The organism is Aeromonas sp. L_1B5_3 (assembly GCF_963866575.1).
Classification (GTDB): domain Bacteria; phylum Pseudomonadota; class Gammaproteobacteria; order Enterobacterales; family Aeromonadaceae; genus Aeromonas; species Aeromonas jandaei.
The window spans coordinates 1-13817 of the sequence record NZ_CAWMDN010000127.1 but is presented as its reverse complement, the minus strand read 5'-3'; the positions used below and the strand labels follow the sequence as shown (position 1 = coordinate 13817).

At 57.9% G+C, this 13817-nt stretch carries 14 protein-coding genes; 8 read left to right on the top strand and 6 right to left on the bottom strand.

Annotation, left to right across the window (positions count from 1 at the left end):
• Positions 1-9: 9 nt before the first annotated feature.
• Positions 10-1386 (bottom strand): C4-dicarboxylate transporter DcuC, encoded by a 1377-nt coding sequence (gene dcuC, locus AACR93_RS15880; protein ID WP_043851307.1) that lies wholly within the window; start codon positions 1384-1386, stop codon positions 10-12.
• Positions 1387-1670: 284 nt separating this feature from the next.
• On the opposite strand from dcuC, the gene AACR93_RS15875 reads away from it, so the two are divergent.
• The gene (locus AACR93_RS15875) at positions 1671-1985 is read left to right on the top strand and encodes a hypothetical protein (RefSeq protein WP_043851306.1); all 315 of its coding nucleotides are present in this window, start codon (positions 1671-1673) and stop codon (positions 1983-1985) included.
• Between the two features lie 342 nt (positions 1986-2327).
• On the opposite strand, the gene AACR93_RS15870 is transcribed toward AACR93_RS15875, so the two are convergent.
• The 5 genes from AACR93_RS15870 to AACR93_RS15850 all read right to left on the bottom strand — a co-directional run bounded on the left by AACR93_RS15870 (position 2328) and on the right by AACR93_RS15850 (position 6804).
• Positions 2328-2894, bottom strand: coding sequence for a hypothetical protein (locus AACR93_RS15870; RefSeq protein ID WP_043851305.1), 567 nt, complete (start codon positions 2892-2894; stop codon positions 2328-2330).
• 69 nt (positions 2895-2963) lie between these two features.
• Complete coding sequence (locus AACR93_RS15865) at positions 2964-3503, bottom strand: recombinase family protein (protein WP_043851304.1); 540 nt, start codon at positions 3501-3503, stop codon at positions 2964-2966.
• 113 nt (positions 3504-3616) lie between these two features.
• Positions 3617-3754: a hypothetical protein gene (locus AACR93_RS15860; protein ID WP_010674054.1), complete on the bottom strand. Its 138-nt coding sequence runs from the start codon at positions 3752-3754 to the stop codon at positions 3617-3619.
• A gap of 378 nt (positions 3755-4132) precedes the next feature.
• On the bottom strand, positions 4133-5104 hold the full coding sequence (locus tag AACR93_RS15855; protein ID WP_043851303.1) for a hypothetical protein: 972 nt from the start codon (positions 5102-5104) through the stop codon (positions 4133-4135).
• Positions 5101-6804, bottom strand: coding sequence for a recombinase family protein (locus AACR93_RS15850; protein WP_052497088.1), 1704 nt, complete (start codon positions 6802-6804; stop codon positions 5101-5103). The genes AACR93_RS15855 and AACR93_RS15850 overlap by 4 nt, the downstream gene beginning before the upstream one ends.
• 243 nt (positions 6805-7047) lie before the next feature.
• Here AACR93_RS15850 and AACR93_RS15845 point away from each other — a divergent pair, with 243 nt between their 5' ends.
• The 7 genes from AACR93_RS15845 (at position 7048) to AACR93_RS15815 (ending at position 13794) form a co-directional block, all read left to right on the top strand.
• Positions 7048-7422, top strand: a complete 375-nt coding sequence (locus AACR93_RS15845; protein WP_043851331.1) for an ArsC family reductase — start codon at positions 7048-7050, stop codon at positions 7420-7422.
• Positions 7423-7441: 19 nt separating this feature from the next.
• Positions 7442-8569: a succinyl-diaminopimelate desuccinylase gene (dapE, locus tag AACR93_RS15840; protein WP_043851302.1), complete on the top strand. Its 1128-nt coding sequence runs from the start codon at positions 7442-7444 to the stop codon at positions 8567-8569.
• Positions 8566-9270 carry a M15 family metallopeptidase gene (locus AACR93_RS15835; protein WP_043851301.1) on the top strand — a complete coding sequence of 235 codons (705 nt, stop codon included), beginning with the start codon at positions 8566-8568 and terminating at the stop codon, positions 9268-9270. Before dapE ends, AACR93_RS15835 begins: the two co-directional genes overlap by 4 nt.
• On the top strand, positions 9267-9413 hold the full coding sequence (locus AACR93_RS15830) for a hypothetical protein (protein ID WP_104015276.1): 147 nt from the start codon (positions 9267-9269) through the stop codon (positions 9411-9413). The genes AACR93_RS15835 and AACR93_RS15830 overlap by 4 nt, the downstream gene beginning before the upstream one ends.
• 267 nt (positions 9414-9680) lie before the next feature.
• Positions 9681-11408 (top strand): potassium/proton antiporter, encoded by a 1728-nt coding sequence (locus AACR93_RS15825; protein ID WP_041208372.1) that lies wholly within the window; start codon positions 9681-9683, stop codon positions 11406-11408.
• A 44-nt stretch (positions 11409-11452) separates the two neighbouring features.
• Positions 11453-12556: a beta-N-acetylglucosaminidase domain-containing protein gene (locus tag AACR93_RS15820; RefSeq protein WP_043851300.1), complete on the top strand. Its 1104-nt coding sequence runs from the start codon at positions 11453-11455 to the stop codon at positions 12554-12556.
• A gap of 29 nt (positions 12557-12585) precedes the next feature.
• Positions 12586-13794 carry a cation:proton antiporter gene (locus AACR93_RS15815; RefSeq protein ID WP_043851299.1) on the top strand — a complete coding sequence of 403 codons (1209 nt, stop codon included), beginning with the start codon at positions 12586-12588 and terminating at the stop codon, positions 13792-13794.
• Positions 13795-13817: the final 23 nt, after the last annotated feature.

The window sequence follows — 13817 nt, the reverse complement described above, 5'->3', positions numbered from 1 at the left end:
CCACCGCTTTTACATGAACAGCAGATAGTTGAGGGTCAATGCCGTCACCAGCGCCCCCGCCATGGGCACGCAGGTGCGCTTCACCACCACGAAGGGGGAGACCTTGGCGATGCCCGCACAGGCGATCAGCACCGCCGCAATCGGGGAGACGGTGCGGCCAATACTGGAGGCGAGCTGCATCGGCAGCAGCATGGTCACCGCAGGTACGCCGAACTTGGCTGCCACGGCAGGCGCCAGGGTCGAGAAGCTGAGGAACGCCGCGTTGCCGGAGCCCATGATCACCGCGGCCACCATGATGAGGCCCACCATCACCAGGGTCATCAGACCGCTGCCGATGCCGGCATTGCTGGCTGAGTGCAGCAGGGTGTCGATAGCGCCAATGGCTTTGAGGGATTCGGCAAACAGCTCGGCACAGACGATGAGCGCCACCACGGGGCCAAACACCTTGCCCATGCCGTCGAGGAAGCTGGAGAGCCCGGCAAAGGCGGTGCGCACCGAGCGGGTCCGCAGCAGCTCGCACAACATGCCGATAAAGACCGACAGCAGCATGGCCACTTCCACGCTGACGCTGATGGTGGTCACCAGCAGTTTGGAGAAGGTCATCATCAGTACGAAGGGGATGATGGGCAGCAGGGCATACCAGGTGGGCGCCGCTACCGCGTCAGTGCCCTTCTCATCCAGCTCGGCGTGTTCGCCGCGATGCCGGGCCGGATCCCAGCCATCCTTGCGGTCACAGTGCCGCTGCCAGAAGAAGTGCAGCACCATGGTCACCAGCAGCATGGGGGCCACCAGCCAGATCTGGTAGTCAACGAAATAGCTGGTCGGATCCATGCCGGATTGGCCGGCGGAGAAGATGGCGTTGGTCTGGGTCGGGCCAATCTCGAACGCCTGGGAGGTGGCGATGACGCCACAGGCGGAGGCCGGGCTGATACCGAGGTTGCGCATCACCGGATACATGGTGACCATCAACAGCAGACCAAGGCCGGTGGCGGAGGTGACAAACAGGGAGACAAAGACCGCCACCAGATAGCAGATGGAGAGCATCAGGTAGCTGGACTGAATGCCTGCCACCGGTTTGACCGCCACCCGCACCAGCGCCTGGGAGGCACCGATATGGGACATGTAGGTGGCAAAACCGGCCACCGCCATGATGGTGAGGCCGAGGCCCGCCGCACGGTAGGAGAAGATCCCCTTGAACACTTCGAACAGATCGAACAGGGCGAAGCCGGTGCTCTTGTCAGCGGGCAGAATGGGGTGCAATCCCAGCCAGTAGGCCAGGGTGAAAATGGCCATACCGGCCAATGCCAGCACCGCCTGCGGGTTGTAATCCTTGATGATGCCGTAGACCACGGCAACCAGTATGAGCAAGACGAAGACGAGTTCCAATATTCACTCCTGATAAATTTATCGAAGAGCGAAATCTAGTGATCTGACCAGAACTTGCCTTTGATCCCCATCAATAAAGGGGCCATCACCGTCATCAGACAGCATAATATGTCGAGCAAGTAACACTTTTTCATCATTCACACTACCGAGAACCGTTTTACACGGTTTAATCGGGAATTGTGTAACGCGACTCCCCTCTTTTTTGCGTTGGATCAACATAAGCCGCCCCCGAAGCGGCCAAGATGCGCATCGACAAGAGCGACCATTTCGCGCCGGAGAGAGTTATGACAAACCAAGCCACCGCAGGTGTCTCGACCTGCGATTATCAGCTGTGGGATATCCTCGTCGAGTCTGCAAAGGAACGCACCACCATTCGTTACTCCAAACTGGCCAAAATGGCCGGACTGGAGCAGCGTCAGGACGAACTGCGCACCCTGCTGCAGCGCGTTCGCATGTACTGCACCGAAAACCACCTGCCAATCCTCTCCGCCATCGTGGTGGACGATGTGGGCAAATACAGCGGCCTCTCCTCCAGTCTGCCCGACGCCCCCTGGGAGCGCGCCCGGGTCTTTGATCACCCCTGGCATCCGCTGCACTGATACCAGCTGCCCCGGCAGCACAGAAGAGACACTCTTCTGCCTCTCCAGAGCGCGCCACCCGGCGCGTTCTGGCTATCTGGATCCCCGCTTTTCCTCCTCTCGCCCCTTCCGACGGTGCCATCAGCGTTGCCATGGGATCGCCACAATGCCAGAATCGGGCCCTTGCACTCTGTTGATTCGGATTTTCGGGCGCGGCCACGACCAGCGCCCACAAGAGAAGGACTCCCCATGGCCACCACCCTCTATGGCATCAAGAACTGCGAGAGGTTAATTATGGAAGAACCACAAAAAAGCCTGAGGTAACCACAGGCTTACTGATTTACTTAAAGCTTGGAAAATCAATTAGAAAGCACCATTCTGGCGTAACGCAGTTGTGAACCCGCTAAACGCTTTTGCATGTGTAGATGAGTTGGATACATCTTTGCTACCTACAGGTGAGAAGCTAGCTACCATGTACTTCGTGTAGGTTGAGACTTTCATCTTCACAAGCTTAGACTGAGCGATCTTTTCGTATTCCTTCGTAGAAATACAGAACCGACGGAGTGAAAAGCTAGGGACAGATACATACATCAAACCAGAGTAGACGGTTGCTCCGAAGTCTGTATGTGCACTACAAACCCGCCCATCAATCATCTGACCATCAGCATTGATTTTCAGTGCTACCACATTCTCTATCTGAGGGTAAATCGCGTCCAGATACACATCCTTACTACCCGAATGCCACTCCAGATTGATAAACAAATTGTACTGTTCACCCATTCCCAGAATGCTATCTACGGATACTATTGTCTTTTCCGCCTCGAAAGAGTCTTTTTTAACAACCACATCTCCGGATGGTTGCTCACTCAGTGACGCACACCCACTTATTAATCCAACTGCCAGCATGGCAGCCCCAAAAACAGCTTTCATCTTCATCCCTAAATTATTGTTTTGATTAGCTAAAAGTGAGGTTTCCCTCACCAAATAATAGCAGTATGGTTATGTATGCAGTATCCGGTGAACACTTGACACACTGATACCCAACCGCTTTGCCACTGATGCCTTAGCGATGCCCTGCGATAGAAGACGCAGCACCTCGTCCCGCTTTTCCATCGCGGTCGGCTTTCGGCCCTTGTAGACCCCTTTTGCCTTAGCCAAGGCAATCCCTTCCGCCTGACGCTCCAGCATGATTTCCCGCTCGAACGTGGCGATAGCTCCGATCATGGTCAACATCAGCTTACCTGTCGGGGTAGCCGTATCGATGCCCAAATTCTGGATCTGCAATGTTACCCCTTTGGCGTGTAGCTGGTCTGTGATCTCCAGCAAGTGCCTAGTGTTTCGAGCGAGTCGATCTAACTTGGTGACTTTTAGCACGTCCCCAGACCGGGCGAACTCGAGCATCGCCTGTAGTTGCGGCCTATCCGTCTTGCTACCGCTGACCTGCTCATGAAAAACTTTTTCACACTCCGCCAGAGCTATCAGTTGCTGCTCCAGCGATTGCCCCGTGGTCGAGACACGGGCATACCCGATGATTGCCATGATGGCCTCCCAATAGGCTCAAGACCCTGCAAGAAAAACGTGTCAAAACTCGAAAACCAACCCGTGTGACAGGGGTTGCCGGGGGTGCTTCCGGTCTGTCACACGGGCATGGTCTATTGAGCGTCCGGCTCCTTCGGCGGGGGCGGCGGTGTCTGCATCGAGTTGACGGCCTCCTTAATGAGGACGCCCAAGGCTGCCAGCAGTGCCGCCTCCAACGCTTTCAGTAACGGGTTTCCTTGCTGCTCATTCATACGCCTTCTCCTTGCTGGATGGCTCCCGACAAGGGGCCAGATGTGATGTATTCCATGGGATTCTCCTATGGTGTTGGTCTCATCTGGCTTATACCGGCGTTTGGTCTGAATGTTGCCTGCTCGTTTTCCTTGTGCTGGTGGGGTTTGGGATTGTTTTTGCCGGGCAATCAACCGGGCAAGATCGTTGCAATCTTCTCGGAATCTCTCCTTCGGGTGGCTGGTAAGCTCCCCCCTCGGTGCAGTAAATAGATAAGAGTCAGTGTAACTAAACGGGTATATATATCGGGCTGGAACAGCTGGAACACCAGACACATACCGCCGAAAAGCCCATGAACACGCTGTCGGATGTGTCGATGAGACTCAAATCGACCAGACACATCACCCCGAAATGTGTCGATTGGCAGTCACTCGCGGCGGGGTCAGACGGTGATAGGCCAGATTACCGCTATGCCTCTGACTCAACCGCCAGCCAAGCCGCTCTGCTATCGCTTTAAGGTCTCGTCCCGGCTGAGCTGGATATCGTAGATACCCGGCTGGATCGCAGGTATAAGCACTCTGGGCAGAATCTCGCGTGATATCAAGATGTCGGCCATCACCCGGCTCTGCCATAGCCATCAACAGCCCTTGCAGGTACTCCTCCACGCTTAGGATGCGTCCCTGAGCACGACAGATGGTGGCCCACAGCTCTTGTTCCTCGTGCCGTATCCTGAGCGGTCTGAGGCCCGTCTGCTGCTCGATGTAGGCATCACGCTGGTGGTCTGCTTGGCGGTTCGCTGGCTCCAGATGATAGGCTTCATCAAACTCCAGCAAGTACACCTCCTGCCGGATCGGTTTGTCAAAATACTTCCCGTTTGGGTCGAACCACTGCAAATCTACCCGAAAATCCACCCGGTAAGGGTCGCAATCGAACTGCGGGATCACCTCCATTCGCAAACCCGGTTGCTGCATTTGAAAGTAAGTAACCAGCGGGGCCAAGTATTCCACATAAAATGCAGCCTCATGGCGGCTTTGCCTTTCATCATGTGGTAACTCCAGCCCGGTAAGCTGCTCGATCTCCGCTATTAGCCTCAGGTTTAAGTGAGAGCTGGGGCCATAGGTCAACACAGCCAAGGCTTGTAAGGGAGTCCACGTCCCCAATCCATTATCCGGTTCGGGAACCTCCGGAAGGTCGAGTCCCTGCACCTGCTGGATGTTGGCGATTGCCCGCTTGACGTACTGACTGAATCGTCGAGTGCTTCGCTGACTGAATCCAGGAATCTGCGAGAGCAATGCTTTTGGGTCGATGCCCCTCTGTGAGTGGTGCCCAACAAAGATGCCTACCACGTCCAACTCCCCTTGTAATGCCTTCACTTTGACTCTTGTAAACTCAAGTCCTCAAACTCATCATCCAGACCGCTGGACGCATCTTTCCGATGTGACTCATACTCATCGGTCTCACCCTTCACCCACGCAGCATCAATATAGGGAGCCTCTGAGGTTGTCCTTAACAACTCCTCACCACTGAGATCTCTAACGCTACTACCTGCCAGCTTGGGTTTGAAAGCTTGCTCTAGCATGAATTTATCATCTAGCCCCTTAAATACTGCGGCCAGATCATAACCATCGTAGCTAAATTTGACCTCTTTCAGCACTGCTTTCAATTGGCTATTAAATAGTTGACGCTGCTCAGTGCTGATCAGTTCTTCTGGTTTCAGTAGATTGAGAATAGTTTTTTCTGACAGCTCTAGGCTCATGAGCTCGCTCTCAATTTCGTGTATTTTTTCCTCTAAGGCTTCGCAGTTAGCTTTAATCTTTACAAATTCTTTTCGAAAAGTAGCATCATCATCAAAATCTAATATGGATTGAGCTGCTTTACTCTTCTTTCTACTCTCAACATCGAGCTGAGCAGTCAATGTGGCCAACTGTTCTTTTAGAGATAAAACCTTCTCATTCTCCCCCACCCGTCTTTGCATTACTTCTGATAGAATGCAGACTGCTTGTAATAACTGAGGCTCAACTTTGTTATAGAGCATGTTTGGCAGATTGCACCCTGTGATATTCTGCTTAGGACAAACAAGATAGTTGCGAGGGCTCCCTACTCGTCCTTTATTTTGGTAGCGTAACGCCTCCCCACACTGACAACGAAGTATACCGCTAAAGAGGTTGTTATAAGTGCCTTTCCGATAGGAACCACTATGATTACTTCTCTGGCTGATAATATGCTGCACTTCGTTGAATAATATTGGCTCGACTATTGCCGGATAATATCCCCAGATAGGGCTACCCTCCGGAATTCGCTTGCCATCCTTTATTTGATGTGGCTGAAATACCCCAATCACAGATTCGCTCTTAATAACCGCTTGAATGCCTGCTGGACGCCAGTCAGTTTCTTTTCCAAAAGTCTTATAACCCTTATCCAGAAAGATCTTGGCTATTTGCTCATAGCCACAGCCGGATTTGGCCAACTCAAACATCTCGTTCACAACGGCTGTTCGTTCGGGGATTGGCATGATCTTACCCTCCTCCCATTTCAGCCATGAGGGAAGACGAGAGTTTTTCATTACTTGATTGTTGTCTCTGGCCTGTTTGCGGCCTTTGTCCCAAGCTTTGCGACTACGGTCACTCTTAGTTTCTGACTCGTTATTAGCACGCACCATGAACATAATAGAAAGCAATAGATTTTGAGTCTCAACCTGCCCTGAGCGATACACCGCATTATCATCAAGGGTAACGATCACTATGCCTGCACTAATGATGGCAAGGAATTGACTTAGAGCTGCCTCAACAGCTTGTCGACTTAGGCGGTCTACTGACTCGACCAATAAATAAGAACCTTGCTCAATTTTTCCACTCTTCACTGCATCAAAGAAGCGACCCAAGGCTCCTTCCGTCATGTTAGCCCCACGAAATGCACTCGTACCAAGGTCATCAATCGTCTTCTCTACAAGCTGGAGATTGTGCTTGGCACAGTAGTCGGTAGCCTTCTGAAGCTGACGGTGATAACTGTCTCCCTGTGCCTGCTTTGGGGTACTGAATCGAATGTAGGAATACGCCTTCGGGGGACGGCTCATGACAACTCCTTTTACATTGGCCCACATTCAGGAAGTAGTGAACAAGGCTGAGAACTAAGATGAGGTGAGCCTACCAGAATGACGGCACTTCTAACAATATTCATTGTGTTTTTTTTTGCCAAACATCGATCATATCGACCAATGCAAGCCTTCTACCATGGTGGCTAACCCAAAGCGGCCTCGTTTCCATGCGTGGAGATCGTCTGTATGCTACAGCCCATCAAACGGAACACGGTGAACCCCATGGAAAACAAGAGCGAATGTAAAGTCGTACTTTACGGCATTTCCCCCAAGAACTGCGACACCATCAAGAAAGCCCGCAAGTGGCTGGATGAGGCCGGCATCGACTACCGCTTTCACGACCATCGCGCCGATGGCCTGAACCCGGACGATCTCGACCGCTGGCTGGCCAAGCTCGGCTGGGAAGCGCTGCTCAACAGTCGCGGCACCACCTTCCGCGCCCTGCCGGATGAGGCCAAACAGGGGCTCGATACCGCCAAGGCGCGCGCCCTGCTGCTGGAGCACCCGGCGATGATCAAGCGCCCGCTGCTGGATCGTGACGGCGAACTGACCCTGGGTTTCAAGGCCGATCACTACCAATCCCTCTTCTCCCGTTAAGGACAACTAAGGACAACTGATGTCGGATGTCATCGCACTGGCCAAGGATCTGATCCGCCGCCCCTCCGTTACCCCGCTGGATGAAGGGTGCCAGACCCTGATGGCGGAGCGCCTCGCCAAACTCGGCTTTGTTATCGAGCCCATGGTATTTGAGGACACCACTAACCTCTGGGCCCGTCGCGGCAGCGAGGGGCCGCTCTTCTGCTTCGCCGGTCACACCGACGTGGTGCCCGCCGGGCCATTGGAGAAATGGCACACCCCGCCGTTCGAGCCGACCATCAGGGATGGCGTGCTCTACGGCCGTGGCGCCGCCGACATGAAGGGCTCGCTGGCAGCCATGGTGGTGGCGGTCGAGCGCTTCGTGGCCGAGCATCCGGATCACGCCGGGTCGATCGCCTTCCTTATCACCTCCGATGAGGAGGGGCCCTTTATCAATGGCACCACCCGTGTGATCGACACCCTGGAAGCGCGCAACGAGAAGATCACCTGGTGCATCGTCGGCGAGCCCTCCTCCACCGCCGTGGTCGGGGATGTGGTGAAAAATGGCCGCCGCGGCTCCATCACCGGCGATCTGCTGGTGCGCGGGGTGCAGGGCCATGTCGCCTATCCCCATCTGGCGGACAACCCGATCCACAAAGCCGCGCCAGCGCTGGCTGAACTCGCCGCCACCGTGTGGGATGAGGGCAACGCCTACTTCCCCCCCACCAGCTTCCAGATTGCCAACATTCAGGCGGGCACCGGCGCTTCCAACGTCATTCCCGGCGAACTGCACGTCCAGTTCAACTTCCGCTTCAGCACCCAGCTGACCGACCTGGATATCCGCGAGCGGGTCGAGGCGCTGCTGGGTAGACATGGTCTCGATTACCAGCTGAACTGGACCCTCTCCGGCCAGCCGTTCCTCACCGACACCGGCAAACTGCTGGCGGCGGCGGTCTCTGCCATCGAGGCGGTCAATGGCCAGCAGCCAGCCCTGCTCACCACCGGCGGCACCTCGGACGGGCGCTTTATCGCCCCTACCGGCGCCGAAGTGATCGAGCTCGGCCCGGTCAACGCCACCATCCACAAGGTGAACGAGTGCGTGAAGGCGGACGATCTGGATCTGCTGGCCGACATGTACCAAGGGGTACTGGAGCGACTGCTGGCATGACGCAGGAACAGCTGATGGGGCTCGACGAGAGCCACCTTATTGTGGTGGGGCGCGGCCCCCACCGCCTGACCCCGGCGGCGGCGGCCTCCTTCAACGACATGCAGGTGGCGGCCGCCCACGCCGGTTTCAACCTGCAACCGGCTTCCAGCTGGCGCGGTTTTGATCGCCAGCTCGCCATCTGGAATGGCAAGTGGCGCGGCGAGCGGCCACTGCTCGATGCCAACAGCCAGCCCATTGATGCCCTGCAGCTGAGCGATGAAGAGCGGCTACACGCCATTTTGCGCTGGAGCGCCCTGCCCGGCACCAGTCGCCACCACTGGGGCACCGATCTCGACATCTACGACCCGGACTGCCTGCCCGCCGACACCAGGCTGGCGCTGGAGCCCTGGGAGTATGAAGCCGGGGGCTGGTTTGCCGACTTGAGCGAGTGGCTCACCGACCATATGGGGGATTTCGGTTTCTTCCTGCCTTATGCCAAACCGGTCGGCGCAGGCAGCGGCGTCGCCTACGAGCCGTGGCACATCAGCTTCGCCCCCGAAGCGGGCGAGCAGCAGCTCGACCCGGCGGAGCTGGCACTTTGCCTGCAACAGGCGGATATTGAAGGCAAGGCGACCATTCTGGCCAATCTGGACAAGATCCTGGCCCGTTACGTCACCTTGCCATCCACTGAATTGCCCTGCGATGAAAGGAGTAGCACATGAATCTCTGGCTCTGGATAGGGCTGCCACTGCTCTTTCTGCTCGGGCTGTTTCTCAATGCCATCAAAGACATGAAACGGCTGGAGAAGCAGTTGCCCAAATACAAGGACAAGATCCGTGAAGTGAAGGACGATGACGACGACTGAGTCGTGCCATCCGGGGAGCACCAGTGTGCTCCCTTCTCTTTGTCTGCTGTTTATCTCCTCCCCTTGCCTCTACTCCCCCGACATCAGGTTTCCATCTGACCATCACTGCCAACATCCCCTCCCACCCACTCTGCGGGGTCAGAAGATGGCGCGCGAGTGGTGAAAAAATGTCAAAAGATGCAAATTAATGCACGATTAAACCACACAAGGGGGTCTTAACTGCATATAATGTGCCTACTTTGCCGTTAGTCAGAAAGGAGTTCGCCCTTGGATGCAGTGACCATCAACAGTTTCTTTTTTGTCGGTGCCCTGTTGGTTGGAGCCAGTGTCCTGCTAAGTGCGCTCTCTTCCCGTCTCGGTATTCCCATTCTGGTCATCTTCCTCGCCGTTGGTATGCTGGCGGGGGAAGATGGCCCCGGCGGCATCCACTTCGCCGACTACTCCATCGCCTATCTGGTGGGCAACCTGGCGCTGGCCATCATCCTGCTCGACGGCGGCATGCGCACCCGGGTCTCCTCGTTCCGGGTGGCGCTCTGGCCAGCCCTGTCGCTGGCGACGGTCGGGGTAGCCATCACCACCGGCCTGACGGGGCTCGCCGCCGCCTGGCTGTTTGACCTCAACCTGATGCAGGGGATGCTGATCGGCGCCATCGTCGGCTCCACCGATGCGGCGGCAGTCTTCTCCCTGCTCGGCGGGCGCAGCCTCAACGAGCGGGTGAGCGCGACGCTGGAGATAGAATCGGGCAGCAACGACCCCATGGCGGTCTTTCTCACCGTCACCCTGATCGAGGTGCTGGCCAGCAGCCAGCAGGATCTCAACGCCGGTTTTCTGCTGCTGCAGCTCATCAAACAGTTCGGCCTTGGTGCCGGGATCGGCCTTGCCGGTGGCTGGCTGCTGTGGCGACTCATCAACACCGCCCGCCTGGCACCGGGGCTCTATCCGCTGCTCACCGTGAGCGGCGGCCTGCTCATCTTCGCCCTCACCACGGCGGTGGGGGGCAGCGGCATCCTCGCCATCTATCTCACAGGTCTGTTGCTCGGCAACCTCTCCCTGCGCAGTCGCAGCACTACCTTGTCGGTGCTGGATGGCCTGACTTGGCTCAGCCAGATCGGCATGTTTCTGGTGCTGGGGCTGCTCGCCTCGCCCCACAAGCTGCTGCCCATCGCCCTGCCGGCACTGGCGCTGGCGATGTGGATGATCCTGTTTGCCCGCCCCATCTCGGTCTGGATCGGGCTGTTGCCGTTCAAGAACTTCGCCCCGCGCGAACGCTGGTTTATCTCCTGGGTTGGCCTGCGCGGCGCGGTGCCCATCATTCTGGCGGTGTTCCCCATGATGGCGGGACTGCCCAACGCCCAGCTCTACTTCAACGTCGCCTTCTTCGTGGTGCTGGTCTCGCTGATTTTGCAGGGCAGCTCGCTGCCATTGGCCTCAAAACTGGCGCGGGTTGAAGTACCGGCCCCACCGTCGCCCATCAACCGCTCCGGGCTCGAGATCGATCTCGACAGCCAGTGGGAGACCTTCGTCTACCAGCTGGGGGAAGAGAAGTGGTGCATCGGCTCGCCGCTGCGGGATCTGCGCATGCCTGCCGGCACTAGGGTCAGCGCCCTGTTTCGCGGCCGCGAGCTGCTCCACCCCTCGGGCAGTACCTGCCTGCAGGCGGACGATATCCTCTGCGTCATCGGCCACGAGCGCGATCTGCCCGCCCTTGGCCAGCTCTTTAGCCAGGCGCCGGAGCAGGATCTCGGCCCGCGCTTCTTCGGTGACTTCCAGCTGGATGCCGCGGCGCGACTGGTGGATCTCGCCCCTATCTACGGGCTGGATGTGAGCGAGGTGGCGGATCAGACACTGGGCGATTTTATTGCCAGCCAGCTTGGCGATAATCTGGTAGTCGGTGACAACATCGAGTGGCAGGGCCTGATCTGGACCGTGGCCGAAATGGATGAGAGCATTCCCGTCAAGATCGGGGTTCGTTTTCAGGAAGAGGATCCGGTCTAGACGACCGGCCCATATCAAGTCCCCCAGCAAGAAGGGAGAGAGTTATGCCATATCAAAGTTTGCAGTCCGGTCTGCTGCCCCCCTCTGCCAATCTGGGGGTGATCGAGGGCTTTTTTGGCAAGGGATGGAGCTGGCAGGCCCGTGCCCGCTACGCCCAGTGGCTGCCGCGCCACGGCTACGGCTTCTATATCTACGCTCCGAAAGAGGATGGCTATCTGCGCAAGCACTGGGCCCTCCCCTGGCCCGAGCAGCAGCTGGCGGATCTCGCCGAACTGGCACGCCAGTGCCGTGCCAACGGGCTCGCCTTCGGAGTGGGCTTGAGCCCCATGGGGGCGCATCACGACTATGATCGCAAGCGCCCGGCGCTGCTCGAGAAGGTGCGCCTTATCGACGAAGTGCTGCAACCCGACATTCTGGCAGTGCTGTTTGACGACATGAAGGGGGATACCCCGGACCTGGCCCGGCACCAGCTCACCATCGCCCACGACATTGCGGCCCACAGCAAGGCGAGCCGCCTCATCTTCTGCCCCAGCTACTACTCGACCGATCCGGTGCTGGAGAAGGTGTTCGGCGCCATGCCACCGCGCTATCTGGAGGAGATTGGCGAGCAGCTCGACCGCCGCTTCGAGATCTTCTGGACCGGCCCCAAGGTCTGCTCGACCGAGTATCCGGCGGTACACCTCAAGCAGGTGACCGAGCTGCTCGGCCGCAAACCCTTCCTGTGGGACAACTACCCGGTCAACGATGGCAGCAAGGCGAGCAGCTATCTCTATCTGCGTGCCTTCGAGAACCGCCCCGCCGAGCTGGCGGATCTGCTCTCCGGCCACGCGGTCAACCCGATGAAGCAGGCGGCGCTCTCCGCCCTGCCGCTGGCCACCCTGCCGATGAGCTACAAGCTCGGCAAACAGTATGATCCCGACAAGGCGCTGCACGCCTCCCTCAACGCCACCTGCGGCCCGCAGATCTCGGCGATGATTGAGGCCGACCTGCCGCTGTTTCAGGATCTGGGGCTGGCCCGACTCACTCCCGAGCAGATTGCCGCCCTCAAGGCGCGCTACCTGCCGTTTCGCGATCAGGCTTGCGTCGATGAAATCGTGCGCTGGCTGGACGGCGAGTATGTGTTCGACCCGGACTGCCTGACCGATTAAACCGCCCCGCGGGGCTGGAAGGAGGTTGTATGGATGCACACCTGCTTTATCAGAATCTGGCGGTGATCGCCGCCTTTTTACTGCTCTACAGCCTGATCGCGGGGCGCTTCGAGTCAAAACTGGTCAACGGCCCCCTGCTCTTTCTGCTGACCGGCTGGCTGCTGGGGCCGGGAGGGCTGGAGCTGCTCTCCCTCTCCATCGACAGCGCCGGCATCAAACTGCTGGCAGAGCTGACTCTGGTGATCGTGCTGTTCAACGATGCCGCCAACACCAACTGGCAGGTGCTGCTGGCCAACCGCCAGCTCCCCATCCGGCTGCTGCTGATCGGCCTCCCCCTCACCCTGCTCTGTGGCGCCCTGTTTGGCCACTGGCTCTTCCCCGACCTGCCACTGCTGGAGATGGCGATCCTCTCCACCATTCTCGCCCCCACCGATGCGGCGCTCGGCAAGGCGGTGGTGAGCAACCCGGCAGTACCGGCACCACTGCGCGAAGGGCTCAATCAGGAGAGTGGCCTCAACGATGGCATCTGCGTGCCTGTGCTGCTCCTGCTGCTCGCTCTTATCGCCCCCACCGAGGAGCACACCGGCACCGCAGCGCTGGCCATCACCCTGATGCTGGAGGAGATCGGTATCGGTCTTTTGGTCGCCTTCGTGCTGACTGCCCTAACCGTCCGGCTGCTGAAAGTCTCCTATCTCAACGGCTGGCAACTGCCGCTCTGGCGTCAGCTCACCATGCCCGGGCTGGCGCTGCTCTGCTTTGCGCTGGCCCAGACTCTCGGTGGCAGCGGTTTTATCGCCGCCTTCGTCGGTGGATTGCTGATGGGACGGCGCCTTGGCGAGCACAAGCACGCCTATATGGACAGCAGCGAGGGGTATGGCGATCTGCTATCGGTGGTGATCTGGATGGTGTTTGGCGCCACCCTGATGCCCATCCTGCCGGAGCTGCTGCACTGGCAGTTCTGGCTCTATGCGGCAGCCAGCCTCAGCCTGCTGCGGATGGTGCCGGTCTGGCTGAGCCTCATCGGTACCGGCCTCAAGCCGGAGCTCAAGCTCTTTATCGGCTGGTTCGGGCCGCGGGGCCTTGCCAGCATCGTCTTTGCGGTGATGGTGCTGCAAAACGAGCCGGCCCTTATCGGCCAGCGCCCCATCATCGCCACCGTGCTCTGCACCATTATCCTGAGCGTCATCTTGCATGGCCTCACCGCCAACCCCTGGGTCGAGCGTTTCAAATCCCGCTGAGCTACTCGCCCATAAAAAATGCC

Bases quoted from the DNA above. Each gene is read 5' to 3' on its own strand.
- AACR93_RS15870 (WP_043851305.1), bottom strand. From the start codon at position 2,894: ATGAAAGCTGTTTTTGGGGCTGCCATGCTGGCAGTTGGATTAATAAGT.
- AACR93_RS15815 (WP_043851299.1), top strand. From the start codon at position 12,586: ATGGATGCACACCTGCTTTATCAGAATCTGGCGGTGATCGCCGCCTTT.
- dapE (WP_043851302.1), top strand. From the start codon at position 7,442: ATGTCGGATGTCATCGCACTGGCCAAGGATCTGATCCGCCGCCCCTCC.
- AACR93_RS15830 (WP_104015276.1), top strand. From the start codon at position 9,267: ATGAATCTCTGGCTCTGGATAGGGCTGCCACTGCTCTTTCTGCTCGGG.
- AACR93_RS15875 (WP_043851306.1), top strand. From the start codon at position 1,671: ATGACAAACCAAGCCACCGCAGGTGTCTCGACCTGCGATTATCAGCTG.
- AACR93_RS15860 (WP_010674054.1), bottom strand. From the start codon at position 3,754: ATGAATGAGCAGCAAGGAAACCCGTTACTGAAAGCGTTGGAGGCGGCA.
- AACR93_RS15865 (WP_043851304.1), bottom strand. From the start codon at position 3,503: ATGGCAATCATCGGGTATGCCCGTGTCTCGACCACGGGGCAATCGCTG.
- AACR93_RS15850 (WP_052497088.1), bottom strand. From the start codon at position 6,804: ATGAGCCGTCCCCCGAAGGCGTATTCCTACATTCGATTCAGTACCCCA.
- AACR93_RS15845 (WP_043851331.1), top strand. From the start codon at position 7,048: ATGGAAAACAAGAGCGAATGTAAAGTCGTACTTTACGGCATTTCCCCC.
- AACR93_RS15820 (WP_043851300.1), top strand. From the start codon at position 11,453: ATGCCATATCAAAGTTTGCAGTCCGGTCTGCTGCCCCCCTCTGCCAAT.
- AACR93_RS15835 (WP_043851301.1), top strand. From the start codon at position 8,566: ATGACGCAGGAACAGCTGATGGGGCTCGACGAGAGCCACCTTATTGTG.